Annotated in this window: 18 protein-coding genes and 2 pseudogenes; 10 read left to right on the top strand and 10 right to left on the bottom strand. The window is 69.3% G+C overall.

Annotation, left to right across the window (positions count from 1 at the left end):
* Window positions 1-18: 18 nt before the first annotated feature.
* The 4 genes from ABZ880_RS00255 to ABZ880_RS00240 form a co-directional block, all read right to left on the bottom strand.
* Window positions 19-879 (bottom strand): 3-hydroxybutyryl-CoA dehydrogenase, encoded by an 861-nt coding sequence (locus ABZ880_RS00255; RefSeq protein WP_361254365.1) that lies wholly within the window; start codon window positions 877-879, stop codon window positions 19-21.
* Window positions 880-908: 29 nt separating this feature from the next.
* A complete protein-coding gene (icmF, locus tag ABZ880_RS00250) occupies window positions 909-4,139 on the bottom strand; it encodes a fused isobutyryl-CoA mutase/GTPase IcmF (RefSeq protein ID WP_361254363.1) in 3,231 nt (1,076 codons plus the stop codon).
* Window positions 4,140-4,609: 470 nt separating this feature from the next.
* Entirely contained in the window at window positions 4,610-5,431 is an 822-nt protein-coding gene (locus ABZ880_RS00245) for a hypothetical protein (protein ID WP_361254360.1), read from the bottom strand.
* Between the two features lie 383 nt (window positions 5,432-5,814).
* Complete coding sequence (locus ABZ880_RS00240; RefSeq protein ID WP_361254357.1) at window positions 5,815-6,654, bottom strand: alpha/beta hydrolase; 840 nt, start codon at window positions 6,652-6,654, stop codon at window positions 5,815-5,817.
* Between the two features lie 298 nt (window positions 6,655-6,952).
* Between ABZ880_RS00240 and ABZ880_RS00235 the strand changes: the two genes are divergently transcribed.
* The 4 genes and pseudogenes from ABZ880_RS00235 to ABZ880_RS00220 form a co-directional block, all read left to right on the top strand.
* Window positions 6,953-8,152 carry an acetyl-CoA C-acyltransferase gene (locus tag ABZ880_RS00235; protein ID WP_361254354.1) on the top strand — a complete coding sequence of 400 codons (1,200 nt, stop codon included), beginning with the start codon at window positions 6,953-6,955 and terminating at the stop codon, window positions 8,150-8,152.
* 23 nt (window positions 8,153-8,175) lie between these two features.
* The gene (locus ABZ880_RS00230) at window positions 8,176-8,802 is read left to right on the top strand and encodes an HAD family phosphatase (protein ID WP_361254351.1); all 627 of its coding nucleotides are present in this window, start codon (window positions 8,176-8,178) and stop codon (window positions 8,800-8,802) included.
* Between the two features lie 138 nt (window positions 8,803-8,940).
* Window positions 8,941-9,633: a TetR/AcrR family transcriptional regulator gene (locus tag ABZ880_RS00225; RefSeq protein WP_361254348.1), complete on the top strand. Its 693-nt coding sequence runs from the start codon at window positions 8,941-8,943 to the stop codon at window positions 9,631-9,633.
* A 48-nt stretch (window positions 9,634-9,681) separates the two neighbouring features.
* A pseudogene (locus tag ABZ880_RS00220) lies at window positions 9,682-10,272 on the top strand (SDR family oxidoreductase); the annotation flags it as partial.
* 222 nt (window positions 10,273-10,494) lie between these two features.
* Here ABZ880_RS00220 and ABZ880_RS00215 read toward each other — a convergent pair.
* On the bottom strand, window positions 10,495-11,151 hold the full coding sequence (locus ABZ880_RS00215; RefSeq protein WP_361254345.1) for a TetR/AcrR family transcriptional regulator: 657 nt from the start codon (window positions 11,149-11,151) through the stop codon (window positions 10,495-10,497).
* A complete protein-coding gene (locus tag ABZ880_RS00210) occupies window positions 11,148-12,443 on the bottom strand; it encodes a helix-turn-helix domain-containing protein (RefSeq protein ID WP_361254342.1) in 1,296 nt (431 codons plus the stop codon). The genes ABZ880_RS00215 and ABZ880_RS00210 overlap by 4 nt, the downstream gene beginning before the upstream one ends.
* A gap of 188 nt (window positions 12,444-12,631) precedes the next feature.
* Here ABZ880_RS00210 and ABZ880_RS00205 point away from each other — a divergent pair, with 188 nt between their 5' ends.
* The 5 genes from ABZ880_RS00205 to ABZ880_RS00185 are packed head-to-tail and all read left to right on the top strand — an operon-like array spanning window position 12,632 to window position 17,460.
* Entirely contained in the window at window positions 12,632-13,390 is a 759-nt protein-coding gene (locus ABZ880_RS00205) for an ABC transporter ATP-binding protein (protein WP_361254339.1), read from the top strand.
* Entirely contained in the window at window positions 13,387-14,196 is an 810-nt protein-coding gene (locus ABZ880_RS00200) for an ABC transporter ATP-binding protein (RefSeq protein ID WP_361254337.1), read from the top strand. Before ABZ880_RS00205 ends, ABZ880_RS00200 begins: the two co-directional genes overlap by 4 nt.
* 5 nt (window positions 14,197-14,201) lie before the next feature.
* Window positions 14,202-15,083 (top strand): branched-chain amino acid ABC transporter permease, encoded by an 882-nt coding sequence (locus ABZ880_RS00195; RefSeq protein WP_361254335.1) that lies wholly within the window; start codon window positions 14,202-14,204, stop codon window positions 15,081-15,083.
* Window positions 15,080-16,177, top strand: a complete 1,098-nt coding sequence (locus ABZ880_RS00190; protein WP_361254332.1) for a branched-chain amino acid ABC transporter permease — start codon at window positions 15,080-15,082, stop codon at window positions 16,175-16,177. The genes ABZ880_RS00195 and ABZ880_RS00190 overlap by 4 nt, the downstream gene beginning before the upstream one ends.
* A gap of 5 nt (window positions 16,178-16,182) precedes the next feature.
* Window positions 16,183-17,460 (top strand): ABC transporter substrate-binding protein, encoded by a 1,278-nt coding sequence (locus ABZ880_RS00185; protein WP_361254329.1) that lies wholly within the window; start codon window positions 16,183-16,185, stop codon window positions 17,458-17,460.
* A 146-nt stretch (window positions 17,461-17,606) separates the two neighbouring features.
* Here the strand turns inward: ABZ880_RS00185 and ABZ880_RS00180 are convergent.
* Window positions 17,607-17,804 (bottom strand): annotated as a pseudogene (locus ABZ880_RS00180) (SDR family oxidoreductase); the annotation flags it as partial.
* A gap of 172 nt (window positions 17,805-17,976) precedes the next feature.
* On the opposite strand from ABZ880_RS00180, the gene ABZ880_RS00175 reads away from it, so the two are divergent.
* Window positions 17,977-20,397 carry a SpoIIE family protein phosphatase gene (locus ABZ880_RS00175; RefSeq protein ID WP_361254326.1) on the top strand — a complete coding sequence of 807 codons (2,421 nt, stop codon included), beginning with the start codon at window positions 17,977-17,979 and terminating at the stop codon, window positions 20,395-20,397.
* Window positions 20,398-20,460: 63 nt separating this feature from the next.
* On the opposite strand, the gene ABZ880_RS00170 is transcribed toward ABZ880_RS00175, so the two are convergent.
* From ABZ880_RS00170 to ABZ880_RS00160, 3 genes are all read right to left on the bottom strand, one after another.
* On the bottom strand, window positions 20,461-22,077 hold the full coding sequence (locus ABZ880_RS00170) for a cation acetate symporter (protein ID WP_361254323.1): 1,617 nt from the start codon (window positions 22,075-22,077) through the stop codon (window positions 20,461-20,463).
* Window positions 22,074-22,583: a DUF485 domain-containing protein gene (locus ABZ880_RS00165; protein ID WP_361254320.1), complete on the bottom strand. Its 510-nt coding sequence runs from the start codon at window positions 22,581-22,583 to the stop codon at window positions 22,074-22,076. The genes ABZ880_RS00170 and ABZ880_RS00165 overlap by 4 nt, the downstream gene beginning before the upstream one ends.
* Window positions 22,584-23,206: 623 nt before the next feature.
* Window positions 23,207-24,259, bottom strand: coding sequence for an alcohol dehydrogenase catalytic domain-containing protein (locus ABZ880_RS00160; protein ID WP_361254317.1), 1,053 nt, complete (start codon window positions 24,257-24,259; stop codon window positions 23,207-23,209).
* Between the last annotated feature and the right edge of the window lie 13 nt (window positions 24,260-24,272).

Genomic DNA, 24,272 nt, shown 5'->3' with positions numbered 1-24,272 from the left:
TATGCGGCCGGCCTTTGTTCAGGCGTCGTACGCGTAGAAGCCGCGGCCGTTCTTGCGGCCGAGGTGGCCTGCGGCGACCATGCGGCGCAGTAGTGCCGGCGGGGCGTACAGCGGCTCCTTGAACTCCTCGTACATCGACTCGGCGACGGCTTGGGCGGTGTCCAGGCCGATGAGGTCGAGCAGGCGGAGTGGGCCCATGGGGTGGGCGCAGCCGAGTTCCATGCCTTGGTCGATGTCCTGGGGCCGGGCGCCGCCGGACTCCACCATCCGCACCGCGCTGAGCAGGTAGGGCACGAGGAGGGCGTTGACGACGAAGCCGGAGCGGTCGGGTGCCTGGATGGGCTGCTTGCCGAGTTGCGTGGCCAGGTCGCGGGTGCGCTGCACGGTGTCCTGGCTGGTGGTGAGGGCGGGAACGAGCTCGACCAACTTCTGTACCGGAACGGGGTTGAAGAAGTGCATGCCGATGACCTGGCCGGGCCGCTCAGTGGCGACGGCGAGGTCGACGACGGGGATGGAGGAGGTGTTGGTGGCGAGGATCGCCGCGGGGTCTTCGACCGCCTTGTCCAGGGAGCGCAGGACGTCGGTCTTGATCTCGCGGTTCTCGGCGACGGCCTCGACGACGAACTGACGGTCGGACAGGTCACTGAGGTCGTGGGTGAACGAGAGCCGGGCGAGGGTCTGGTCGCGCTGTGCCTCGGTGAGCTTGCCGCGCTTGACGCCTCGGTCGAGGGAGGTGGTGACTCGACGGCGGCCTGCCTCGGCGGCATCGGGGGTCGCTTCGGCGACCCGGACGTCAAGGCCGTTGCGGGCGGCGACTTCGGCGATGCCCGAGCCCATGAGGCCGCAGCCGACGACGCCGAGACGGGTGACGGAGTCCATGTGATGTCCTGTCCTGTCAGTGGTAGTGGTCAGACGTTGCGGCGGTACTGGCCTCCGACCTCGAAGAAGGCGTCGGTGATCTGCTGCAGCGAGCAGACCCGGGCGGCGTCCATGAGGACGGCGAAGACGTTGTCACCGCCCACCGCCGCGTCCTTGAGGGCGGCCAGGGCGGCGTGGGCCTCGTCGCGGTGCAGGGCCTGGTAGGCGCGCACCCGCTCCAGCTGGGAGTGCTTCTCCTCCTCGGTGGCGCGGGCGAGTTCGACCAGGCCGGGTTCGGCGGTGTCGGCGTGGGGGTTGCGGAAGGTGTTGACGCCGATGAGGGGCAGGGTGCCGTCGTGCTTGCGCTGTTCGTAGAGCATCGACTCGTCCTGGATACGGCCGCGCTGGTAGCCGGTCTCCATCGCGCCGAGCACACCGCCGCGTTCGCTGATCCGCTCGAACTCCTTCAGCACCGCCTCCTCGACCAGGTCGGTGAGGTCGTCGATGATGAACGATCCCTGCAGAGGGTTCTCGTTCATCGCCAGGCCCCACTCCCGGTTGATGATCAGCTGGATGGCCAGGGCGCGGCGGACGGACTCCTCGGTGGGGGTGGTGACGGCCTCGTCGTAGGCGTTGGTGTGCAGGCTGTTGCAGTTGTCGTAGATCGCGATGAGCGCCTGCAGGGTGGTGCGGATGTCGTTGAAGTCCATCTCCTGGGCGTGCAGGGAGCGTCCGGAGGTCTGGACGTGGTACTTCAGCTTCTGGCTGCGCTCGCCCGCGCCGTACTTCTCCTTCATCGCGACGGCCCAGATGCGACGGGCCACGCGGCCGAGGACGGAGTACTCGGGGTCCATGCCGTTGGAGAAGAAGAACGACAGGTTCGGGGCGAAGTCGTCGATGTGCATGCCCCGGGCGAGGTAGGCCTCGACGTAGGTGAAGCCGTTGGCAAGAGTGAAGGCGAGCTGGCTGATGGGGTTCGCGCCGGCCTCGGCGATGTGGTAGCCGGAGATGGACACCGAGTAGAAGTTGCGGACCTTCTGCTCGATGAACCACTCCTGGATGTCGGCCATCATCCGCAAGGAGAACTCCGTGGAGAACAGGCAGGTGTTCTGGCCCTGATCCTCCTTGAGGATGTCGGCCTGCACCGTGCCGCGCACGTTCGCCAGCGCGAGCGCCCGCAGCTCGGCCGTCTCCTCGGGCGACGGTTCGCGGCCCTCGCCGGCCCGGAAGCGGTCCAGTTGCTGGTCGACGGCGGTGTTGAGGAAGAAGGCGAGGATGGTCGGCGCGGGCCCGTTGATCGTCATCGACACCGACGTCGTCGGCGCGACCAGGTCGAAGCCGTCGTAGAGCGCCTTCATGTCGTCCAGGGTGGCCACGGAGACGCCGGAGGTGCCGACCTTGCCGTAGATGTCGGGCCGCTCGCCGGGGTCGCGGCCGTAGAGGGTGACGGAGTCGAAAGCGGTGGACAGGCGGGTGGCGGGCTGGCCCTCGGAGAGCAGCTTGAAGCGGCGGTTGGTGCGGAACGGGTCGCCCTCGCCGGCGAACATCCGGGCCGGGTCCTCGCCGTCGCGCTTGAACGGGAACACCCCGGCGGTGAACGGGAACTGGCCGGGCAGGTTCTCCCGGCGCCAGAACCGTACGAGTTCGCCGTGGTCGGTGAAGCGGGGCAGGGCGACGCGGGGGATGGTGTTGCCGGAGAGGGACTCGCGGGTCAGCTTGGTGCGGATCTCCTTGTCGCGGACCTTCACGATCTGCTCGTCACCGGAGTAGGCGGCGATGACGGCGGGCCAGTTCTCGATCTGCTCGCTGATGTCGTGCGGGAGCCGCCTGCGGGCCTCGTCGAGCAGTGACTGCACGTTCTCGGCGTCGGAGCCGGCCTCGGCGAGTTCGTCCCGGACCGCGTCCAGGCGCTGCACCCGCCGTGCCGCCTCGGCCAGTTGGGCGGTCTCGCCGTGGTAGGCGCGGACGGTGTCGGTGATCTCGGCGAGGTATCGCACCCGGTCCGCGGGCACGACCTGCCGGATGCCGGAGGAGTGGCGCACGTCGACGGGTGCGAGGGTGCCCTCGGTCAGGGGCAGGCCGTGGGCGGCCAGGCCCGCCTTGAGGTGCTGATAGAGGGCGGTGACGCCGTCGTCGTTGAAGGTGGCCGCGGAGGTGCCGTACACCGGCATGTCCTCGGGCCGCTTGTCGAACGCCTCGCGGTTGCGCACCAGTTGGCGGCCCACGTCGCGCAGCGCGTCCTTGGCACCGCGCCGCTCGAACTTGTTGATCGCCACCACGTCGGCGAAGTCGAGCATGTCGATCTTCTCCAGCTGTGAGGCGGCGCCGAACTCCGGCGTCATCACATACAGCGAGGCGTCGACGAACGGCACGATCGCCGCGTCGCCCTGGCCGATACCCGGCGTCTCCACGACCACCAGGTCGAAGCCGGCGGCCTTGACGACGTCGATCACGTCGGACAGATGCTCGGGCAGTTCACGGCTGCCGCGGGTGGCCAGGCTGCGGAAGAACACCCGGTTGCCGTCCAGGGAGTTCATCCGGATGCGGTCACCGAGCAGCGCCCCGCCGCCCCGGCGACGGGTCGGGTCGACCGCGATCACCGCGATCCGCAGCTTGTCCTGCTGGTCGACCCGGAAGCGGCGCACCAACTCGTCGGTGAGCGACGACTTCCCCGAACCACCGGTGCCGGTGATGCCCAGCACCGGAACCGCCCCGGCGGTGGCCGCGGCACGCAGTGGTGCGAGGAACTCCGGGGGCAGCTTGCCGAGTTCCGCACCGGTGATGGCACGGGCGATCGCGAACCGGTCACCGGCCAGTACGGCGGCCGCGTCGGTCGGCTTGCCGTCCCAGAGGTCGAAGTCGCAGTCCCGCACCACCGAGTTGACCATCCCGGCCAGGCCCAGTCGCTGGCCGTCCTCCGGGGAGAAGATGGTCACCCCGCTGTTGCGCAGCCGGGCGATCTCCTCGGGCACGATGACGCCGCCTCCGCCGCCCACCACGCGGATGTGGTCGGCGCCCTGCGCACGCAGCGACTCGACCAGGTACTCGAAGTACTCCACGTGCCCGCCCTGGTACGAGGAGACGGCCACGCCGTGTGCGTCCTCCTCCAGCGCCGCGTCCACGACCTCCCGCACCGAGCGGTTGTGTCCCAGGTGGATCACCTCCGCACCCTGGGACTGGAAGATCCGCCGCATGATGTTGATCGATGCGTCATGCCCGTCGAACAGAGCTGAAGCGGTGACCAGGCGAACAGGGTGCACGGGCCGGTGCAGATCGCTCATGAGGGCCTTCCCGGACGGAGCTGGGTACTGCTGACATCAGAGATACTAGGACGTCCTAGTAAATTGCTGGAGGTGATCGCCGTCACAGGTCGAGAACCAGGCGCGGCACGAGAAGTCCACCGCGACGCCGGCCTCCTCGACCGTTTCGAGTACCGAGCGGTCCGGCGGCACGGTGAGGTGCGGCCGTTCCGTATCTACGACGGCCCTTCGGAGACGCACGGTTTCGCCATTGCACGCCGAGCGGTGCGGCCCTACCGACAGCCGCGAACAGGTGCCGCCGACGGCTCATGACGGCATCGCTGTGGGAGGCGTTCCGGGCCCGTCCCGCCCGAGATCCCCGGATCAGGCGATGTCCCGCCGCCCACTGGTCCGGTGCTGACTTTCAGGCTGCCAGGGACCACTTCATCGTGTGCGGGGACAGGTGCGTCACCTATGACTGCCCTGCGCAACGTGATCCATGGGACGCCCGGTCAGCCGAGACTGAGAAGGTCGGCTTTGACGACGGCGCGGCCGAAGGAGCTCGCGAGTTCGGCGAGACGCTCACAGCCGGCGTCACCCAGGGCGGCGTAGGCGGGAAGGGCCAGGCGGTCCGTGCGGTCCTCGATGTGCCGGCGCAGGACTACGCCTTCCGGGCTGAGGGTGTCGCCGTCGAGGAGACCTCGCTTGCGTAGGCGTTCTTGGGTGCCGTCCCAGTCCTCCTCGGGCCATGCGCGGCTGGCCTTGAGGAAGTCGACGGGAACCTCGCCGGTCGCAGCGTGCAGAATCAGGGCCTCCAACCCTCCGACGCCCTCGCTCAGCAGGCACGCGACATGGCCGTCCCCGCGGAACTCCCGGAGCAGCGTCTGGGCATGCCACAGTTGCAATACCGGCTCCTCCGGCCAAGGCAGTGCGGCATGCGCGGCGAACAGGGGGCGGCCCTGCGCGTGTTCGCAGGCCGCCTCGGCGGCCCGGCGAGTCAGCGCCAGCACCTCGTCCAAGTCGGGCAACTCGTGGATTCCCGCCCGTCGCAGGGCTTCGCCCGCCGCGGCGTACCGTGCGTCCAACACCTGCTGCGGCGTCGTTGCGTCCCAGACCCCGTCGACCGCCTGCCGTACGACATCGGGGTTGAAGTTGTAGAAGGTCGAGATGACCAGCTCGGCGGATGCTCGGCCGAACGCGGCGCTTCGCGAGGTGAAGTACCCGGCGCGTCCGCTCAGGCCGAGGTCCGCGTACCGTCGCCTTGCCTCGGGGACGAAGTAGATCATGCCGTGTACGGGCTCGAGACCGCGCCAGGCCGCGCGCGCTGTCTTCATCGGGATTCCTCCGTGGATACCCCCGCCTTCAGGCGGGGGAGGAAACGGACTCCTGCGGAGCAGGGCAGGGAAAGCCGATTCGCCGCCAGGGCGGATCGGCGTTCATGGCCAACCACCCGCAGGTAAGCGGTGGTTTGTATGCCGTCCGGCCGGCGATAACCAAGCTGGCCGGGCCTACCGCCGGGCTGGCGGGATGTCAGGTCTGTGGAGCTGGCGTAAGACTGCTGGGCGTACCCACGTCCCTTGCCGTTAGTTCGGGGCAGCTGCTGTCTGAGAAGCAGAAAGCTCAACCCGCGAGGGAAGAATCTCCCTGCTTCAGCTGCGGGAGAAGTCAAGGAGGACTCCTCTTCGGAGAGTCGACGAACGGGGTACTCGCTGCCGGTTCAGTACTCGCCGTGCACTCGCAGATGTTCGAGCAGTAGGCGGCTCAGCGTTTCCGGCGCCTCCTCGGGGACCCAGTGGCTGACGCCCTGGAGAGTCTCGAACCGGTACGGTCCGTTGACCCACCGCCCGGTTTCCTGAGCCGCCGCCGGGCCGAACGCGCTGTCCAGCGTGCTCCAGACGTACAGCGCGGGCACGTCGATGACGCCGATCGCGCCGTCGGGGCGGCCCGCCCGGTACCAGTTCAGCGCCGCGGTGAGAGCGCCCGGCTGGGACAGGTGGCGCACGTAGGCGTCCACACTGTCCTGCGGAACCTTTCCGGCGTAGACATCGCGAAGCTCTTGGGCATCGTGGGCGAGCATGCGCTCCTCGGTCGCGGGGGTTTCGCCCCAGTCGATCATGTATTGGGAGCGTGTGCGCTGATCCTGGTCGGTGCGCAGGGTGGTGGCCAGAGCGCCGGGGTGCGGGGTCGAGACAACCGTCAGGGTGCGTACGCGGCCGGGGTGGGCGTGTGCGGTCCACCAGGCCACCGCGCCTCCCCAGTCGTGGCCGACCAGGTCGAACGCCGCCCAGCCGAGTTCCTCACTGAGCGCGACCACGTCGTCGACGAGGACGCTGATGCGATAGTCCTCGGGCCGCCGGGGGCGGGCGCCGGGGGAGTACCCACGCTGGTCGGGTGCCACCACCCGGTAGCCGTGCGCGGCCAACGCCTCCATCTGCCGTTGCCACACCAGCCCCGTCTGCGGGAAGCCGTGCAGCAGCAGCACCGGGCGGCCCTCGGGTGGACCCGCCACGACCGCGTCGAACACGCCCCCACCCGTGGAGATGCTCAGCTGAGTCACGATCCACCCCTTCATACCAACTGGTCGGTATGATTCAGGGGAGGGGGCGGACTGTCAAGACCCGGGGGTTGGTTGAACCTGACGCCGAATTCAACTATAACCGGTCGGAAGGCAGAATCCCATCGCCCCTGCGACCGTGACACGTCATCGATCACCCGAGGAGACGGCCAATGGGCCTTCTCCTCGCCGCAGTTGGCGGTCGGTATCCCCTACCGGCAATCGAGCTCGGCTGGCGGCGTTCGGAGTTCCGCCCGACGAGGCCCCGCGCGAACCGGGCAACAGGAAATAGTGAGGCGACATGAGGGAAGCAGTCATCGTTTCGACGGCACGGACGCCGATCGGAAAGGCTTATCGCGGCGCGTTCAACGACACCCAGGCGCAGGAACTTGCCGCCCATGCCCTTTCACACGCGGTGCAGCGCGCCGGGCTCGAGGGAGGTGAGGTCGAGGATGTGATCTTCGGCTGTGCCGTGCAGCAGGGGTCCGCGGGTTTCAACGTCGCGCGTCAGGCCGTTCTCCGCGCCGGACTTCCGGACGCCGTGTCGGGGATGACGATCGACCGGCAGTGCTCGTCGGGCCTGATGGCCGTTGCGACGGCCGCCAAGCAGATAGTCGCGGACGGAATGCAGGTCGCTGTCGGCGGCGGTGTCGAGTCGATCTCCTTGGTGCAGAACGACCACATGAACACCCACCGCATGGCGGATCCCTGGCTGGTCGAGCACAAGCCGAGCATCTACCTGCCGATGCTGCACACCGCGGAGATCGTCGCCGAACGCTACGGCGTGAGCCGAGAACGCCAGGACGAGTTCGCGCTGGTGTCGCAGCAGCGCACCGCGGCGGCGCAGGAGGCCGGCCGGTTCGACCAGGAGATCGTCGCGCTCGACAGCGTCAGGAAGGTCCTGGACAAGCAGTCCGGGGAGGTTCGGGACGAGGCAGTGGTCCTGACCCGGGACGAGGGCAACCGTGCGTCGACGACGCTCGAGGGCCTGGCCGGGTTGGCGCCGGTGCTGCCGGACGGTCAGGCGAGCGCGCATTCCAGCGTCACGGCGGGCAACTCCTCGCAGTTGTCGGACGGGGCTTCGGCGTCGGTCTTGATGGAGTCGAAGGAGGCCGAGCGTCGCGGCCTGGAACCGCTGGGTGTCTACCGGGGTATGACCGTTGCCGGTTGCGGGCCGGACGAGATGGGCATCGGCCCGGTGTTCGCCATTCCGAAACTGCTGAAGCAGCACGACCTCACCATTGACGACATCGGCCTGTGGGAACTCAACGAGGCGTTCGCTTCCCAGGCGCTGTACTGCCGGGACGAACTGCATATCGACCCGGAGCGGTTCAACGTCGATGGCGGCGCCATCTCGGTCGGCCATCCGTACGGAATGACCGGTGCCCGACTGGTGGGGCACGCTCTCATCGAAGGCAAGCGCCGGGGTGTCCGCTACGTGGTGATCTCGATGTGCGTCGGGGGCGGCATGGGCGCAGCCGGACTGTTCGAGGTCGTCTGAGCGTGGACACCTTGTGGAACGGGGTGGAAAAGACCCGAACCGCGGTCCTGGTGGACTTCGGCGGTGTCATCACCTCAAGTGTGTTGCGGGCTTTCACCGACTTCGGCGCCTCGCTCGGCGGCGACCCACGCCTGCCGCTGGACCTCCTCGGCCGGGACGAGGCGTCACGCACCCTCCTGGCCGACCACGAGTGCGGCCGTATCGACGCCGAAGCCTTCGAGCGCGGATTCGCCGAACGGCTCCGCGCCCACGGCGCTGACGTATCGGCCGAGGGGCTCACGGCCCGGATGCAAGCGGGAATGTCGATCGACCATGACATGCTCGCGCTGCTCGGTGATCTCCGGGCCGCCGGCCGTTCCGTTGCGCTCGTGTCCAATTCGTTCGGTACCGGAACCTACGACGGCGTCGAACTCGCCGCTGTCGCCGATGTGATCGTCATCTCCTCCGAGGTCGGCATCCGCAAGCCCTCCCGGCGGATCTACGCGATCGCATGTGAACGCCTCGGTATCGACCCCGAGGAGGCAGTCATGATCGACGATCTGCAGCAGAACCTCGACGGAGCGGCACGGATCGGAATCGCGGGCGTACTGCACACCAGCGCCGCCGACACCCGCCGCCAACTCGCCGAACGCTTCGGGATCACCACCTGACAATCGCCAAGCCAACTCATGGACAAGGGTGCGACCCGCACCATGACCTGCTCACATCCCGGAAGGCACCCGCCGCCACTCAGCATCCCGCCCTGACAGATTGTGAGCATGGTGTCGGATTCAAGTAGGGTTTCCGGGATGGACACTACTGCGCCCGAGGAGTTGGACGGCGAGAAGGCACCGCCCATGGCGCCCCTCTCGCACCTTCGGGAGCCACCTGCGACGAAGCGCGGAGCGCGGACACGGGCCGCTTTGGTGAAAGCCGCACGGAAGGTGTTCGAACGGGACGGCTACCTCGACACCCGCCTGACCGACATCACCAAAGAGGCGCAATGCGCGGCGGGCTCCTTCTACACCTACTTCGCCGGCAAGGAAGAGGTGCTTGCCGCCGTCCTCCTGGAGGCGCAGGAGGACATGATGCACCCCGGTATGGGCCGGGTGCAGGATGCCGACGATCCTTATGCGGTGCTCGAGGCGAGCAATCGCGGGTATCTCGAGGCATACAAACGCAATGCGAAGCTGATGGCCCTGCTCGAGCAGGTAGCACAAGTGGAGCCGGAGTTCCGTGAGTTCCGAAGCCGGCGTGGCGATGCGTTCATCCGCCGCAATGCCCGCGGCATCGCCGACCTTCAGGCGCGGGGTGTCGCAGACCGTGAGGTCGATCCGATGATGGCCTCCCGTGCGCTGTCGGGCATGGTCAGCTTCATGGCCTACAACGCCTTCGTGCTCGGCGAACGGCAAGACGAAGGTACGGCTGTGGACTTCGAGGAGCTCGTGTCCACGGTCACCCGGCTCTGGGCGAACGCCCTGCGGTTCCCCGGCCACCGCTGAGCGGCAGCCTGGACCGCCTGTCTCGTCGCACCCGGTACCGCCCGCCACCGGTCCCAGGAGGCGGCCCAGGTCGGGGGCACAGCCGTCGGCGTCGGTGCGCACGCCGTCGACGAGGAAGCGGCCCCGTGCTGTGTCGATCCGACCCTCGAGCGCTTCGGAAGCCTGGACATCCTCGTCAACAACGCGGGGACCAACCCGGCCTTCGGGCCCGTGATTGACCAGGACCACGGCCGGTTCGCCAAGACCTTCGACGTGAACCTGTGGGCTCCTGTCCTGTGGACGTCTCTGGCCACACGGGCCTGGATGGGCGAGCACGGCGGCGCCGTCGTCAACACCGCGTCGGTCGGGGGCATGGCCTTCGAGGCGAACATCGGACCGTACAACGCGTCGAAGGCCGCACTGATCCACCTCACGAAGCGACTGGCCCTGGAACTCTCGCCCAAGGTCCGCGTCCATGCGGTGGCACCGGGTGTGGTGCGCACAAAGCTGGCCGAGGCTCTGTGGAAGGACCACGAGCAGGCCGTGTCCGCCGCGACGGCGCTCGGGCGCATCGGGGGGCCTGCCGACATCGCCTCTGCGGTCGCCTTTCTCGTCTCGGACGCCGCGAGTTGGATCACCGGCGAGACGATGGTGATCGACGGCGGCCGGCTTCTCGGTGACGCGCTCCCGTTCAGGCGAGGAGCCGGCATCGGTGTCTGGCGCGGACGTCGGCGGATTCGACGCCGGGGCGGTGAGCTGCGGTCGAAACCTCGGCGTCGAGTGGCCGCAGCTGCCCTGGCCCTCGGCCGGTGCCCGGCGCCCGGGGAGTCAGGTGTCGTCGAGCTGTGGCCGGGGCCCGACGCCCCGCCACGCGCCAGGCGTTCAGCTGGGCGGTGCCGTCAGATGGATCAGGATGCCGCACACCTCGTCGACGATCTCCAGGGCCTCCGTGTCGTCCCCGCAGTCGCCGAGCTCGCGTGCCGCCCCGCCGATCACGGTGGTGAGCACTCTCACCCGAACCCGGCCGGCACGTTGCTTCTCGTCCACCTCCAGGAGCCGGGCGTTGCGCCGTACCCAGGCACGGTCCCACTGGCGGCGCAGCGCGTCGAAGCCCGCGGGGCCGTCTTCCTCCGCGAGGAGTCTGCCGAGATGCCGGTTGTCCCAGGCGCCCTCCAGGTAGGCCCTGGCTCCCGCCACGAAGAGGGCGATGGGGTCGTCCACGCCACGGTTGCGCTCGGCGGTCACCGTGGCCGCGGTCCGGCGCTCCTGTTCCTCCCGGAACTCCTCCCAGAGCGCGAGGTAGAGCCCCCGCTTTCCGCCGTAGTGCTGGAAAAGGCTGCCCACCGGGATGCCTGAGCGTGCCGCGATCTCGGTGAGGCCGGCGTCGGTGTAACCGCGCTCGGTGAACACTTCCAGCGCGGCGTCCAGAAACGCCGTTCGGTTCTGCCCGGTGGGTGCTTCCGGAAGGGCCATTCCCTCCTGCTCGTCCGGCAGTTGGCGTGCCGCCTCGGCCCCGGCAGACTCCATGGTGCCGCTCACTGGTGATCCCCACCTTCCCCGGCCCCGTCGCGTATGGCGAGGGCGACCAGCAGTTCCAGGAGGTCGGCGATCCGGCGCGGATTGCGCCCGGTGCGTTCCTCGATCCGGCGCAACCGGTAGTGCGCTGTGTTGTGGTGCACCCGCAGCCGGTCGGCGGTCAGGCGCAGGTTGAGGTCGGCCTCCGCGAAGGCCCGTATGGTGGCCGCCAGTGTGTCGCCACGTCTGTGGTCCTCCTCCAGCAGCGCACGCACGCGGGGATCGACCAGCTGGCGGGCGAGGTCGTCGGCGCGCAGCGCCAGGTAGTCGAAGGGGGAAAGGCGCGGCAGTGCCGCCACCCCGCCCCCGCTCGGCACGAGGTCGAGGGCGGCCCGTGCCTCCTCGTAGGCGCGCGGCAGCTCGCCGGCGCCCGCGGCGACTGTGCTGATGCCCATGGAGAGCATGGTTCCCTCTCGCGCGAGCCGTTGCTGCACGGCCTCGAAGTGGGCACAGATGTCCTCCGCGTTCATGCCGGTGCGAACCACGGGCACGGCCACCACCTCGCCGTGGCGTACGACGACCAGGGTTCGGCCGGCCCAGGGCCCGGAGATCCCGATGGAAGCGCTGGTCGCGTAGCCGTGCTCAGCCGAGGCGAGGTCGCCGGTGCGGGTGTCGCCGACGCACACCGCCACGACCGCCATCATTGGCGAACGCGGTCCGATGCCGTACGCCTGCGCCGCGGCGAGCAGCGGACCACGCGTCGGCGCCACGCCGGCCAGGAGCTGGTCCAGGAGATCCCGGCGCTCCCGGTCCGCGTCGGCGACCACGTGCTGCTCGTACTCGACATAGGCCTGCGCGGCATGGGTGCTGGCGTAGTCGACGTAGCGCATCAACGGTGTGACGAGGGACAGCGCGGCCTGCTGTGCCTCGGCGGACGTCCCCGCGCAGTCCAACAGTTCGTCCCACAACACCTGCCGGCCCACCCGGAAGGCACTGATCCAGTCCTCGAGGGCGAACCCCGCGCGTGCCCGGCGCATGGCGGCCGCGCGGCTGAAGACCAGGTCTTCGGGGGCCATCTCTCGGTCGCCGGCCAGCGCCGCCAGCTGCATCCGGTAGTGCGTGAGGACCTGGTCCCGTACGTCGTCGAAGAACCGCTCGTCCTGCAGTGCGTACGACGGGATCTCCGTGCGCATCACCGCGACGGCGGTCTTCGCCACGTCCTCGAGCCGGTCCTGGACGGCGTGCAGGATCCGGTGCCGCTCCCGGCCGAGCGGGTCGGAGCGTGTGGGGACGCCCAGGGCGGGTCCGCGAGGCATGGCGCCGATCGTCGCTGGCCACCTCGTGTTCCGTCAACAGGCTCGGAGGGCCAGATGCCGGGGGAGTTGGGCGCGGCGCACAAGTCGGAGGCCGCGAAGTTGGGTGCTCGCACCCAATGTGCGCTCGGAAGGCCCACACCTACTGTGACGCTCGCCCACCCCCCAGCACCTCGGAAGGGGCGTCACTCATGCTCGCGGTCGACGGTATCAGCGTGCGCTTCGGCGGGATCACGGCACTGGACGGTGTCGCGTTCACTGTCGAGCCGGGCACCGCCGTGGGGCTCATCGGACCGAACGGAGCCGGCAAGACCACCTTGTTCAACTGCCTCACCAGGCGCTGCACCCCTGATGCGGGGACGGTGCGGTTCGAGGACGAGGACCTGCTCGCCCTTCCGCCGCACTCCGTGGCCGGGCGCGGCATCGCCCGCACCTTCCAGAACCTGGGTCTGTTCCCACGGCTCACGGTCCGGGAGAACGTCATGGTCGGTGCCCACAGCCGGGGGCGCACGGGACACCTCGCTGCGGCGCTCCGGCTGCCCCGCGTCCGGCGGGACGAGAGGGAACTGCGTGACCAGGCGGACGACTTGCTTCGGCGGCTCGACCTGGCGGAGGTCGCCGACCACCCCGCGTCCGGGCTGCCGTTCGGCACGCTCAAACGCGTCGAACTCGCCCGGGCGCTCGCGGTACGGCCCCGGCTGCTGTTGCTCGACGAACCCGTCAACGGGCTCAGCCACGGCGAGGTCGACCAATTCGCGGATCTGGTCCGGTCGGTGCGTCAGGAGTTCGACCTCACGCTCGTGGTGGTCGAACACCACATGGGGTTCGTGATGGGCCTGTGCGACAAGGTCGTGTGTCTCGACTTCGGGCGCAGGATCGCCGAGGGCTCGCCGGAGGAGATCCAGCGCGACCCGGCGGTCGTTGAGGCGTACCTGGGGGTGGCGGCATGACGGAACCCACCTCCGACGGCACCGAGGCCGGGCAGGCGAATGCGGAGCCGGACTTCCTGAAGGTCGCCGGCCTGCATGCCGGATACGGCCAGGCCCGCGTGCTCCAGGGGCTCGACTTCTCCGTCGCACGCGGCGAGGTGTGCGCGATCCTCGGGCCCAACGGCGCGGGTAAGACAACGACTCTGCGGGCCCTGTGCGGCATGGTCCGCGGACGCGGCTCGGTGACGTTGAGCGGTACGGAGCTGCTGGGCCGCTCGCCCGAGCAGACCGCCCGTCTGGGCGTGGCGCACGTACCCGAGGGCCGGGGCACCTTCAACGACCTGACCGTCGAGGAGAACCTGCGCATCGGCGCCCACTCGCGCGCCCGCCGGTGGCGGCGGGGCCGCGCCGAGCGCGCAGCCGTGGCGGCCGACCTGGAACGGATCTACGGCTATTTCCCCAAGCTGCGCCAGCGGTCCCGCCAGACCGCGGGCAGCCTCAGCGGCGGCGAACAGCAGATGCTCGCCATCGGCAGGGCCTTGATGCTGCGGCCCTCGCTGCTGCTCCTGGACGAGCCGTCGCTGGGGCTCGCGCCGCTGGTCACTCGCGAGCTGTTCGAGATCGTCCGTGCCGTCAACGAGGAGGAACGCACCACCGTGGTCGTCGTCGAGCAGAACGCCCAACTCGCGCTGGATGTGGCGCACCGGGCGCACGTACTGGAGGCCGGTCGCCTGGTGCTGTCCGGGCCGGCCCGGGAGATCCGCGAGGACGGGCAGGTCGCCGAGGTGTACCTCGGTGTCTCCGTCCGCTCCGGAAAGGGCGGGTGAGTGCCGTGAGCGAACTGCTTCAGCAAGTGGTGGAAGGGGTCGGCTCCGGCGCGGTCTATGCCAGCCTGGCGCTGGCCCTGGTGCTGATCCACCGGTTCACCGGAATCGTCAACTTCGCGCAGGGTGAGCTCGCCATGATCTCCACGTACGTGGCGTGGCAGCTCGTGTCGTCCGGGATGTCGTTCTGGCTGGCGCTGCCGGTGACCCTGGCAGCGTCGTTCGTCGGCGGCATGCTGGTCGAACGCATCGTCATCCGTCCTGTGCAGAGCGCACCAGAGCTGACGATGGTCATCGTCACGGTCGGCCTGTTCATCTTCGTCAACGCGGTGGCCGGTCTGATCTGGTCGTTCACCGTGAAGGACTTCCCGCAGCCCTTCCCCGACGGCGGGATCGACCTGGGCGGGGTCCGCGTGGACTGGTCGACCTTCGGGATCATCGCGGTGGTGGCCGTCGTGATGGGCCTGCTCTATCTGCTGTTTCAGCACACCTCCGTCGGCCTGGTGATGAGGGCGGTCGCCTGCAACCCCGCCTCCGCCCGGCTCTCGGGCGTCAGAGTCGGCCGCGTGCTGATGCTCGGCTGGGGGCTGGCCGCGACAGTCGGTGCGGTGTCGGGCGTGCTCGTCGCGCCGGTGCTGTTCCTCGAGCCCAACATGATGGGCGGGGTGCTGATCTACGCGTTCGCCGCGGCCACCCTCGGTGGCTTCGACAGCCCGGTCGGCGCGGTCGTCGGCGGCCTGTTCGTGGGCGTGGCCGAGACGCTGGCCGGGGCGTACGTGGACGTGATCGGTGCCGATCTGAAGGTGGGCGTTCCCCTGGTGATCATTCTGGCGGTGCTGCTGGTGCGGCCCCAGGGCCTGTTCGGACGGGCGGCGGTGGAGCGCGCATGAGCACGATCGTCGCAACACTCGGCACCGACCGCGCCCGCCGCCTGCGGGTCGCGCTCGCCGCGCTGCTCGGCGCGGGTGTCGCCGTCGGCGCACCGTTCTACTTCGCCCCCTTCCAGGTCTTCCAGCTGACCATGGTGCTGGTGTACGCCGTGGCGCTGGCCGGCCTGAACCTGCTGGTCGGATTCGGCGGGCAGATCTCCCTCGGGCACGGGGCGTTCTTCGCGGCAGGGGCCTACACGGCGGCAGTCATGCTCGACCGCTACGACACCGGGCACCTGGCCACGTTGCCGGTCGCGGCCGGCGGATGTTTCCTGCTGGGCCTCGGTTTCGGTGTGCCCGCCCTGCGGCTGCGCGGACTGTACCTGGCCCTGGTCACGCTGTCGTTCGCCGTGTTCCTGCCGCCGCTGCTCAAGCGGCTCGAACCGGTCACGGGCGGTTCCATGGGCCTGACGGTGGACAAGCTGCAACCGCCCGTGTGGAGTGGATTGGCCGAGGACCAGTGGATGTACTTCGTGGTCCTCGCCGTCACCGCGGCGGCTCTGCTGCTCGCCCGCAACCTGCTGCGGTCCCGGGTCGGCCGGGCACTGCTCGCCGTGCGGGACAACGAGAGTGCCGCCGAGGTCATGGGCGTACGGCTCTCGCTGCACAAGACCCTCGCCTTCGCGTGGAGCGCACTGTTCGCGGGTGTCTCCGGGTGCGTCTACACCTGGGTGATCGGCTTCGTCTCACCCGACTCGTTCAGCTTTGTCCTGTCCATCACGCTGCTGGCCGGCCTGGTGGTCGGAGGGCTCGCCTCGCTGTACGGACCCCTGCTGGGGGCGGCCTTCGTCGTGTATGTGCCGAGCGTGGCCCAGGACATCAGCGAGGCGGCGCCCGGTGTGGTGTTCGGCCTGCTGATCATCGCGGTGATGTTCGTGGCGCCGACGGGACTGGCCGGTCTGGCGGGCCGTGCCCGGGGTGCTGCCGCCGGCCGCCTCAACCGCACCGCCCCCGGCGACCTGACGCCCGACCCCTCCGCACCGCTCACCTCGGCGGATTCCGCACCTGTCGATGCCGAACCCGTGGGCGCATCGCCCCGCACGGAAAAGGAATGAATCACATGCGCAAGACGACCACTCTGCGGGCTGCCGCAGCCGTGTCCGCCGCCCTGCTCCTCGCCACCGCCTGCAACAGCCAGCGCGGGCAGGACGACAAGGACGCCGCCGCCGACGGTGCGTGCAAGGGCCAGCAGACCACCGGCATCACGGACAAGACCATCAAACTGGGCGGCATCTACCCACTGTCGGGACCGGCCTCCGCGTACGGCACGATCAGCAAAGGCGTGAGCGCCTACTTCAAGCACGTCAACGACAACGGCGGCATCGACGGCCGCACGGTGGAGTTCACCGTCCGCGACGACGGCTACCAGCCGCCCAAGGCGGTCGAGGAGGCCCGCAGACTCGTCGAGCAGGAGAAGGTCTTCGCCGTCTTCCAGACCCTGGGCACCCCGTCCACGGCCGCCGTGTGGGACTACCTCAACAAGCAGAAGGTGCCGCAGCCGTTCGTCGCCACCGGCGCCTCCGTCTGGGGTACGGACGACAACCACCCGTGGACCACCGGCTGGCAGCCCAACTACGTCGCCGAGGCACGGGTGTACGCCAAGTACCTCAAGGAGGAGAAGCCGAAGGCCAGGGTCGCCGTCCTCCACCAGAACGACGACTTCGGCAAGGATCTGCTCGGCGGGTTCAAGGCAGCCGTCGCCGGCAGCGGCATCAAGGTGGTCGCCGAGGAGAGCTACGAGGTCACCGACCCCTCCGTCTCCGCACAGATGACAAGCCTCGCCCGGTCCAAGGCGGATGTGCTGCTCAGCATCACCACGCCGAAGTTCGGCAGCCAGGCCCTCGCCGCCGATGCCAAGAACACCAAGTGGAACCCGCTGCACATCGTGAACAACGTGTCCTCGTCCGCCACCGTGCTCAAGCCTGTCGGGTTCAAGAACGTGCAGGGCGTGGTTTCGGCGACCTACTTCAAGGACCCCGCCGATCCGCAGTGGGCCGACGACGCGGAGATGAAGACGTACCGGGACGCGCTGCGCAAGTACGCGCCCGACTCCGACCCGGCCAACCAGTTCAACGCCTACGGCTGGGCCGCTGCCTCCAGCCTGCACAAGGCCCTGGACGCGATGAAGTGCCCGACCAGGGAGGGCTTGCGGGACGCGGTGCGCAACCTCAAGGACGTCAAGGTGGGCATGCTGCTGCCCGGTGTCACCCTGACCACCGGAACCGATGACGCCTTCCCGATCGAGACGATGCAGCTGATGCGGTTCAAGGGCGAGCGGTGGCAGCTGTTCGGTAAGCCGGTGGACACCCGCAAGGAGTTCGGCCCGCTGGCGAAGTGAGCTGGCGGGGGCGGTCCTGGTCGATGCCCTGACCCCTGGGGACTGCCCCCGCCCCCGTCACTGGAGGCCGCAGTAGATCCACTGCCCTCGCGACCTCCAGTGGCGTCATCGGCCTGTTCGTCGGACCCGGTGGCCGGAGCGTGCAGGGAGGTGACGGCTTCCGCCACCTCCCGAACGGTGCCCTGGCGCCCGAGCGGTATGCGCGCGGGCCAGGTGGAACGCGACGACCGCCGGGCCGGGGCCTCGCGGCCCATCGGGGTGTCGATCAGGCCCGGGGCGACCCGGGTGGCGCGGATTTCACGCGGCGCACCCTCCTTCGCGACACGGCGGCACGCCGCGGGCAAGGCCGCGACCTTCGCCGGATTTCAATAGGCTTACATGGTCAGCAGGCCAGTGCATTCGGGAACGCCGAACAACCGCCGCGGACGCCGTCATGCCGGTCACCGGCCGTGGTCAGGACCCGCGGCAGACCGTCGGTGACCGAGTGCACGGTGGTGTCCAGCGGTGGAGAAGCGGATGAAGGAGCTCAGCGAAAGCCACGAGGATCCGTTCGCCCTGCACCTCGGCGCCTTCGCGGTGCTCGACGACCGGGGAGTCGTGGTCGGATGGAACCGGCGGGCTCAGCAACTGCTCGGCTATCCGGACACAGCCGTGATCGGTCGCCCGGCGTTCGAGGTCCTTGTCGATCCTCGTGATCTGCCGGCTGTCACTGAGGCCGCGGCGACCTGCAGGAGAGCCAGCGGCTGGTTCGGTGTGCTCCGATTGCGGCACCGCGACGGGGGGCTCGTGGAGCTGGGGCTCAGGGCCCATGAGCTGTCACGCGATGGCCGGGTCCGTGAGTGGTTTCTTGCGGGGGCACTCGCGAGTGACGTCCTGGAGTGGCAGAGGGACCGCGCGGTTCTCGACGGGTTGTACCGCCAGTGCCCGATCGGCTTGGTCGTCCACGGCCCCGACCTGAGGATTCTCCGCGTCAACCGAGCCATCGAACGGTTCAGCGGCGTACCGGCAGATGACTTTCGCGGGCTGCCCACCGGCCGGATGCTCCTTCCCGACGACGAACGCAAGGCCGTGGACCGGGTGCGCCAGGTGATGGAGACCGGACGGCCCCTGGTCTACTCCGAGCAGTTCGCTCGCCTGGAGCAGGATCCGGCACGAGAGCGGGTCGCGTTGGTGTCGTCCTTCCGGATGGAGGACCCCTCCGGCCGCATCCTGGGTGTGGCCGAGATGATCGAGGACATCACCGAACGCCATCGGGCCCAGCGTCGGCTCGCGCTCCTCGACCAGGTCGGCAGCCGTATTGGAACCACCCTCGACGTGGCGGAGACCGCCCGGGAACTCGCCGAGGTGATGGTGCCTCACCTCGCCGACCACGTGTCGGTGGACCTGCTTCAACCCGTGACGCGCGGTGAGGAACCGACGCGCGCTCTGGCAGGGCCCGTGGTGCGACTGGGGACCTGCAGCGTCGGTGCCCAGCAACCCGGCCCGCCCCACCCCCACGGCGACCCCTTGGAGTTCGGGCCCGACACACCGCAGGTCGGATGCCTGGCCGAGGGACGGCCCGTCCTGGAACCGGTTCTCCCGCCCGAGTGGTTTTCGGCGGAAGGCCGCCAGGGCGCCGACGCTCCGGACCTGGGCGCCCACTCCCTGATCGTGGTACCTCTTGCCGCGCGTGGCCTCGTGCTCGGCGTCATGACCTTGTGGCGCTCGCGCCGTCCCGATGCCTTCGAGGCGGACGATCTCACCCTCGCTCAGGAACTCGGCTCGCGCGCCGCCGTCGCCATCGACAACGCCCGGCGCTTCACCCAGCAGCAGCAGACCGCGTTCACCTTGCAGAGCAGCCTTCTGCCCCGGGCCGTTCCGGACCAGTCGGCCGTCGAAGTGGCCCTGCGGTACCTGCCGGCCAGCGCGGCCCCGGGCCTGGGCGGCGACTGGTTCGATGTCATTCCCCTGTCCGGGGCCAGGGTCGCCCTCGTCGTCGGCGACGTGGTGGGACGCGGCATCCACGCTGCCGCCACCATGGGCCGACTGCGCACCGCCGTCCATACGCTCGCCAGCCTCGACCTGGAACCGGACGAGGTCCTCTCCCGCCTGGACGACCTGGTCAACCTGCTGGCGGCCGAACGGGAAGCAGCCGGCGAACGGCCCATGGATGAGCAGGTCGTCGGCGCCACCTGCCTGTACGCCGTGTACGACCCGGTCTCCGGACGCTGCTCCGTGGCACGCGCCGGTCACCCGCTGCCCGTGGTGACCGCTCCGGATGGACGGGTGGCTCTGCTCGACCTGCCCGCCGGCCCCCCGCTCGGCCTGGGCGGACTGCCGTTCGAGGCCCGGGACATCGAACTGGCCCCGGGAAGTCTGCTGTGCCTGTACACCAACGGAATCATCGGCGAACGCCACATCGATGCCGACATCGGCCTGACGAAGCTGCGTGCGGCGCTCAGCCGCCCTGCGGACGCGCTGGAACGGACATGCCAGGCAGTTGTCGACTCGCTCGTGCCCTCGCGCCACAGCGACGACGTCGTTCTGCTGATCGCCCGCACCCGCCTGCTGCCACCGGAAAACGTCGCTTCCTGGAGTCTGCCACCGGAGCCCACCAGCGCCGCCCGGGCCAGGGCATTGACCTCGGCCAAGCTGACCGAGTGGGGCCTGGAGCACTTGGCGTTCACCACTGAGCTGATCGCCAGCGAACTGGTCACCAACGTCTACCGCTACGCCGACGGTCCCGCGACCCTACGGCTGATCCGTGAGCGGTGTCTGGTGTGCGAGGTCAGCGACACGAGCCACACCTCACCCCACCTGCGCCGCGCCCGTACGACCGACGAGGGCGGGCGTGGCCTGTTCCTGGTGGCACAGATGACCGAGCGCTGGGGTACCCGCTACACCCGCGAGGGCAAGACCGTGTGGACCGAACAGCCACTGACCGGCACGTCCGTCTGACGGTCTCAGGCCGCGGCCGGCGCGGGGAGGCCGCCCGGAGCCGGCCTCCCCGCGCCGCCGTGGTCATTCGGCTGCGGCGAGCAGCCGTGGCTCGCTCTCGTCGTACAGGCGCCGTTGCTCGCGGCTGTCTGCGGCACGGCGCCGGTGGTCCAGACGGCTGCCCAGCCAACCCGCCAGGTAGCCGAACGGAATGGAGATCAGTCCGGTGGACTGCATGGGGAAGAAGGCGAAGTCGGAGTCCGGGAAGACGGCGGACGGCGTGCCCGAAACGGCCTTGGAGAAGACCATGAGCAGCATGGCGCAGGCCGCGCCGCCGTAGAGAGTGGCGAGCAGTCCGGTGCGCGTGAACCCTCGCCAGAACAAGGAGTAGGTGAGCGCGGGTGCCACCGCCGATGCTCCTACGCAGATGGCCAGCGTGGTCAACACGCCGACGTCCCAGTTCTGCACCGTGGTGGCGAGCCCGATGGCCACGACTCCCACGGCCACGCTCGTCCACGCCGCCACTGTCATCTCGGTACGCGGCTCGGCCTGTCCCCGGCGCAGCGTATGGGCGAACAGGTCGTGGGCGAGTGACGAGGCCGCGGCCAGGGTCATCCCGGCGACCGACGACAGCAGGGTGATGAACACCATGCCCGCCACGGCCGAGTAGAGGATCGTCGCGCCTGCGGAGGAGGGACCCCCGCCGAGCACCTGCGACAGCATGAGCACCGACGTTCTGCCGTGCGGGTCGGCCGCGGTGATGTATCGCGATCCGACCAGGGCCGCCGCACCCGTACCCATGATGATCACGAGCAGGCAGAAGGTGGTGACCGTGCCGACGGCCCACGACATGGAGCGACGCACGGCCGGCACGTCCTGCGCGGAGTACAGACGCATCGTGATGTGGGGCAGGCAGGCCACGCCGAGGACCACGGTGATCTGGAGACTGACGAAGTCCAGCCGGTCAACGGCCGAGGTGCCCAACTGAAGGCCCTGCTGGAGGTAGGCGGGGCCCGCGCCGCTGCCGTGCTGGGCGGCTCTGAGCACGTCGCCGGGGTTCCAGTCGAAGCGGTTGAGTACGAGAGCGGCGACGATGATGCTGGTGCCGAGCAGGAGCACGATCTTGATCATCTGGATGAGAGCGGTGCCCCTCATACCGCCGATCGCCGCATAAATGATCATCAGGCTGCCGACGATGACGATGCACGCCGTCCTGACGCCCGCCACGTGCGGGATGTTCAGGATGAAGGTGAGCAGCGACCCGGCTCCCGAGAGCTGGACGACCAGGAAGGGCAGGGTCGCCGAAAGCGTCACCACGCAGGCCGCCACACGCACGGCCCGTCCAGGTATGTTGCGGGCCAGGACGTCGCCCATGGTGAACCTGCCGGCGTTGCGCAGGGGTTCGGCCAGCAGGAACATCAGCAGAACCAGGGACAGGGCGGTGCTGACCGCGAGGACGTAGCCGTCGTATCCGGCGAGCGCGATGATGCCGGTGGTGCTCAGCACGGTGGCCGCGGAGATGTAGTCGCCCGCGATCGCCAGGCCGTTCTTGAGCGGGGTGAGCGACAGGTAGCCGGTGTAGAAGTTCGTCAGGTCGTCGCGGTCCGGACCCGCCATGACGCACATCATCAGTGTGACGGTGACCAGCGTGGTGAAGAGAACCATGACGATGGCCTGTGTCCCGGAGCTGAAGTCGTTCATCTCGCCATTCCCGCGTCCCGGCCGACGGGGACCGCCCGCTCCCTGACCGCGCGGGCCAGTGGATCCACCGAGCGTTGTGCGCTGCGTCCGTACCAGAAGACGGCCGCGAAGGTGACGACGAGTTGGAGGACGCCCAGGGCCATGCCCAGGCTCAGCTCTCCGGTGATCTTGGATCCCATCAGGCCGGGCGCGTAGCAGGACAGCACGACATACGCCACGAAGGAGCCGAGCGCGGTGAGCGTGGAGATCCTGCGGAGCAGGCGGTAGGCGGAGCGGAGGGCGGCGAGGTCGGCGTCGTGCCGATGAGTCTCGGGCGTGTAGGAGGTGTCCCAAGGGGCTTGGCGCCCGTACGGGTCGTATCGCGGGGCGTCGTGCCCGTACGGCTCCGGCCACGGGTTCTGCCCGTATGCATCGTGTCGAGGGGGGACCCCGTGGGGCTGGGGGTGCGACTGCGCCCATCCCGTAGGTGCTGACGGTGGGTATCGGTTCTCGTCGGCGTATGTCATCGCCTGGCCTTCCACTGCGGCTCGGATCCTTGAGGTGAACGGGGAAGAGTGATCAGGCCGCGCACCATACCGACTGGTTGGGATGCCTTGTAAGTCTGACGTGGGTCACGTTTCGGGGTTGAGTGGTGCCGGGCGGAGATCGGTAAGCCGGTGAACATCCGCAAGCAGTCCGGTTCCCCGGCGAACCGAGCCGGCATGGGCGGTCCGAGTCGATGCCCTCCGACCTGCGGATGCCCGAGCTGCGGAAGGGCTCGTTGTTCCCGGTCGCACAGAGTTGAGTAACAGACCGTCGGGCTGCACTACGTCGGCCCGCTGAGCGGGCGGCCGACATGTCGGACGAGCAGTGCGCACCTGCTCGGCTGAGCCGGCCAAGCCGCGTCCCGCCGCGTGCGCTGATCGCGCCGGGACCGCGGCCGCGCGCAACGAGCGCGCTGGCGCGGAATCCTCGACGGCACTGGTGTGCCGGCCCCGCCGGTCCGCCGGATGACCAGCCGCCGGCTCATAGCCGGCGACCAGTGATCCGTGGCGACAAGGTCGTACGCCGTCAATCGCGCATGGGCGGTTCGCCCGTGCCAGGAAATGCCCGGCATGAAAGGAAACCCTGTCTCCCCCTATGAACAGGGTCAGCGGGCGGGGTCGAGAAGGATCTTGCGGACGCCGTCGGAGCGGCCTGCGAACAGTTCGTACGCCGCCGGGCCTTCAGAGAGGGGGAAGCGGTGCGAGACGACCACCTCCGGCTTGATCCGGCCCGCACGGGTTAGGGCGATCAGGGGAGGGAGCTCGTAGTGCACCGAGCACAGCCCGATGGCGAACTCCAGTTCCTTGACCTGCGCCAGCCCCATGTGAAAGGGGAACGCCTTGCTCTGGCTGACCCCGATGACGCTGACTCGGCCGGCTTGCCGGACGGCCTTGAGAGCGAGCTCGATGGTGGCGTCCGAGCCCACGGCTTCCACCACGGCGTCCGGCCCGCGTCCGCCGGTCATGTCCCGGATGGCCGTCCGCGCGTCCTCGCCCTCGACCGGCTCGACCCCCAGGCTGGCGGCGAAGGCGCGGCGCTCCGCGACCAGGTCCGTGCCCAGCACCCGTGCGGCGCCCATCGCGAAGGCGGACTGGGCGGCCATGAGGCCGACCGGACCGAGGCCGATGACCAGGACCGTCTCACCGGGCTGGATGCGGGCACGGCGGCAGCCGTACCAGGCCGTGGGGGCGTTGTCCGTCAGGACGACGGCGGCTTCGTCGGAGATGCCCTCGGGAACGTGCACCAGATTGACATCGGCGTACGGCACCGAGAGGGCCTGGGCCTGGCTGCCCTGCAGCTGTGGGCTGACTCCGTAGCAGAGCTCCGTGCTGGACTTGGCGCGCTCGCACCGGGCGGTGAACCCGGCCGCGCACGACCGGCACAGGGCGCAGCCGACCGATGCGGGCACCAGGACCCGGTCGCCGGCCTTGAAGCGGGTGACCCGGTCGCCGGTCTCGACCACCACACCGACGCACTCGTGTCCCGGTGTGTAGCCGAGTTCCGGACTGAACGGGCTGCCTTGGTAGATGTGCAGGTCGCTGCCGCAGATGCCGGCCGTGGTGACCTCGATGACCGCGTCAGTGGGGTTGATGACGGCCGGGTCGGGGGCATCCCCGTAGCGGATGTCGTGACGGCCGTGGTAGCTCAGTGCTTTCACTGGATTTCTCCCT

Source organism: Streptomyces sp. NPDC047043 (assembly GCF_040644055.1).
In the GTDB taxonomy this organism is placed as follows: domain Bacteria; phylum Actinomycetota; class Actinomycetes; order Streptomycetales; family Streptomycetaceae; genus Streptomyces.
This window is presented reverse-complemented; position numbering and strand designations above follow the sequence as displayed.

What these genes read in the sequence shown, in the direction of transcription:
- ABZ880_RS00255 (WP_361254365.1), bottom strand. Translation starts at nt 879, where the DNA reads ATGGACTCCGTCACCCGTCTCGGCGTCGTCGGCTGCGGCCTCATGGGC.
- icmF (WP_361254363.1), bottom strand. Translation starts at nt 4,139, where the DNA reads ATGAGCGATCTGCACCGGCCCGTGCACCCTGTTCGCCTGGTCACCGCT.
- ABZ880_RS00245 (WP_361254360.1), bottom strand. Translation starts at nt 5,431, where the DNA reads ATGAAGACAGCGCGCGCGGCCTGGCGCGGTCTCGAGCCCGTACACGGC.
- ABZ880_RS00235 (WP_361254354.1), top strand. Translation starts at nt 6,953, where the DNA reads ATGAGGGAAGCAGTCATCGTTTCGACGGCACGGACGCCGATCGGAAAG.
- ABZ880_RS00225 (WP_361254348.1), top strand. Translation starts at nt 8,941, where the DNA reads ATGGACACTACTGCGCCCGAGGAGTTGGACGGCGAGAAGGCACCGCCC.
- ABZ880_RS00210 (WP_361254342.1), bottom strand. Translation starts at nt 12,443, where the DNA reads ATGCCTCGCGGACCCGCCCTGGGCGTCCCCACACGCTCCGACCCGCTC.
- ABZ880_RS00205 (WP_361254339.1), top strand. Translation starts at nt 12,632, where the DNA reads ATGCTCGCGGTCGACGGTATCAGCGTGCGCTTCGGCGGGATCACGGCA.
- ABZ880_RS00200 (WP_361254337.1), top strand. Translation starts at nt 13,387, where the DNA reads ATGACGGAACCCACCTCCGACGGCACCGAGGCCGGGCAGGCGAATGCG.
- ABZ880_RS00190 (WP_361254332.1), top strand. Translation starts at nt 15,080, where the DNA reads ATGAGCACGATCGTCGCAACACTCGGCACCGACCGCGCCCGCCGCCTG.
- ABZ880_RS00185 (WP_361254329.1), top strand. Translation starts at nt 16,183, where the DNA reads ATGCGCAAGACGACCACTCTGCGGGCTGCCGCAGCCGTGTCCGCCGCC.
- ABZ880_RS00175 (WP_361254326.1), top strand. Translation starts at nt 17,977, where the DNA reads ATGAAGGAGCTCAGCGAAAGCCACGAGGATCCGTTCGCCCTGCACCTC.
- ABZ880_RS00170 (WP_361254323.1), bottom strand. Translation starts at nt 22,077, where the DNA reads ATGAACGACTTCAGCTCCGGGACACAGGCCATCGTCATGGTTCTCTTC.
- ABZ880_RS00165 (WP_361254320.1), bottom strand. Translation starts at nt 22,583, where the DNA reads ATGACATACGCCGACGAGAACCGATACCCACCGTCAGCACCTACGGGA.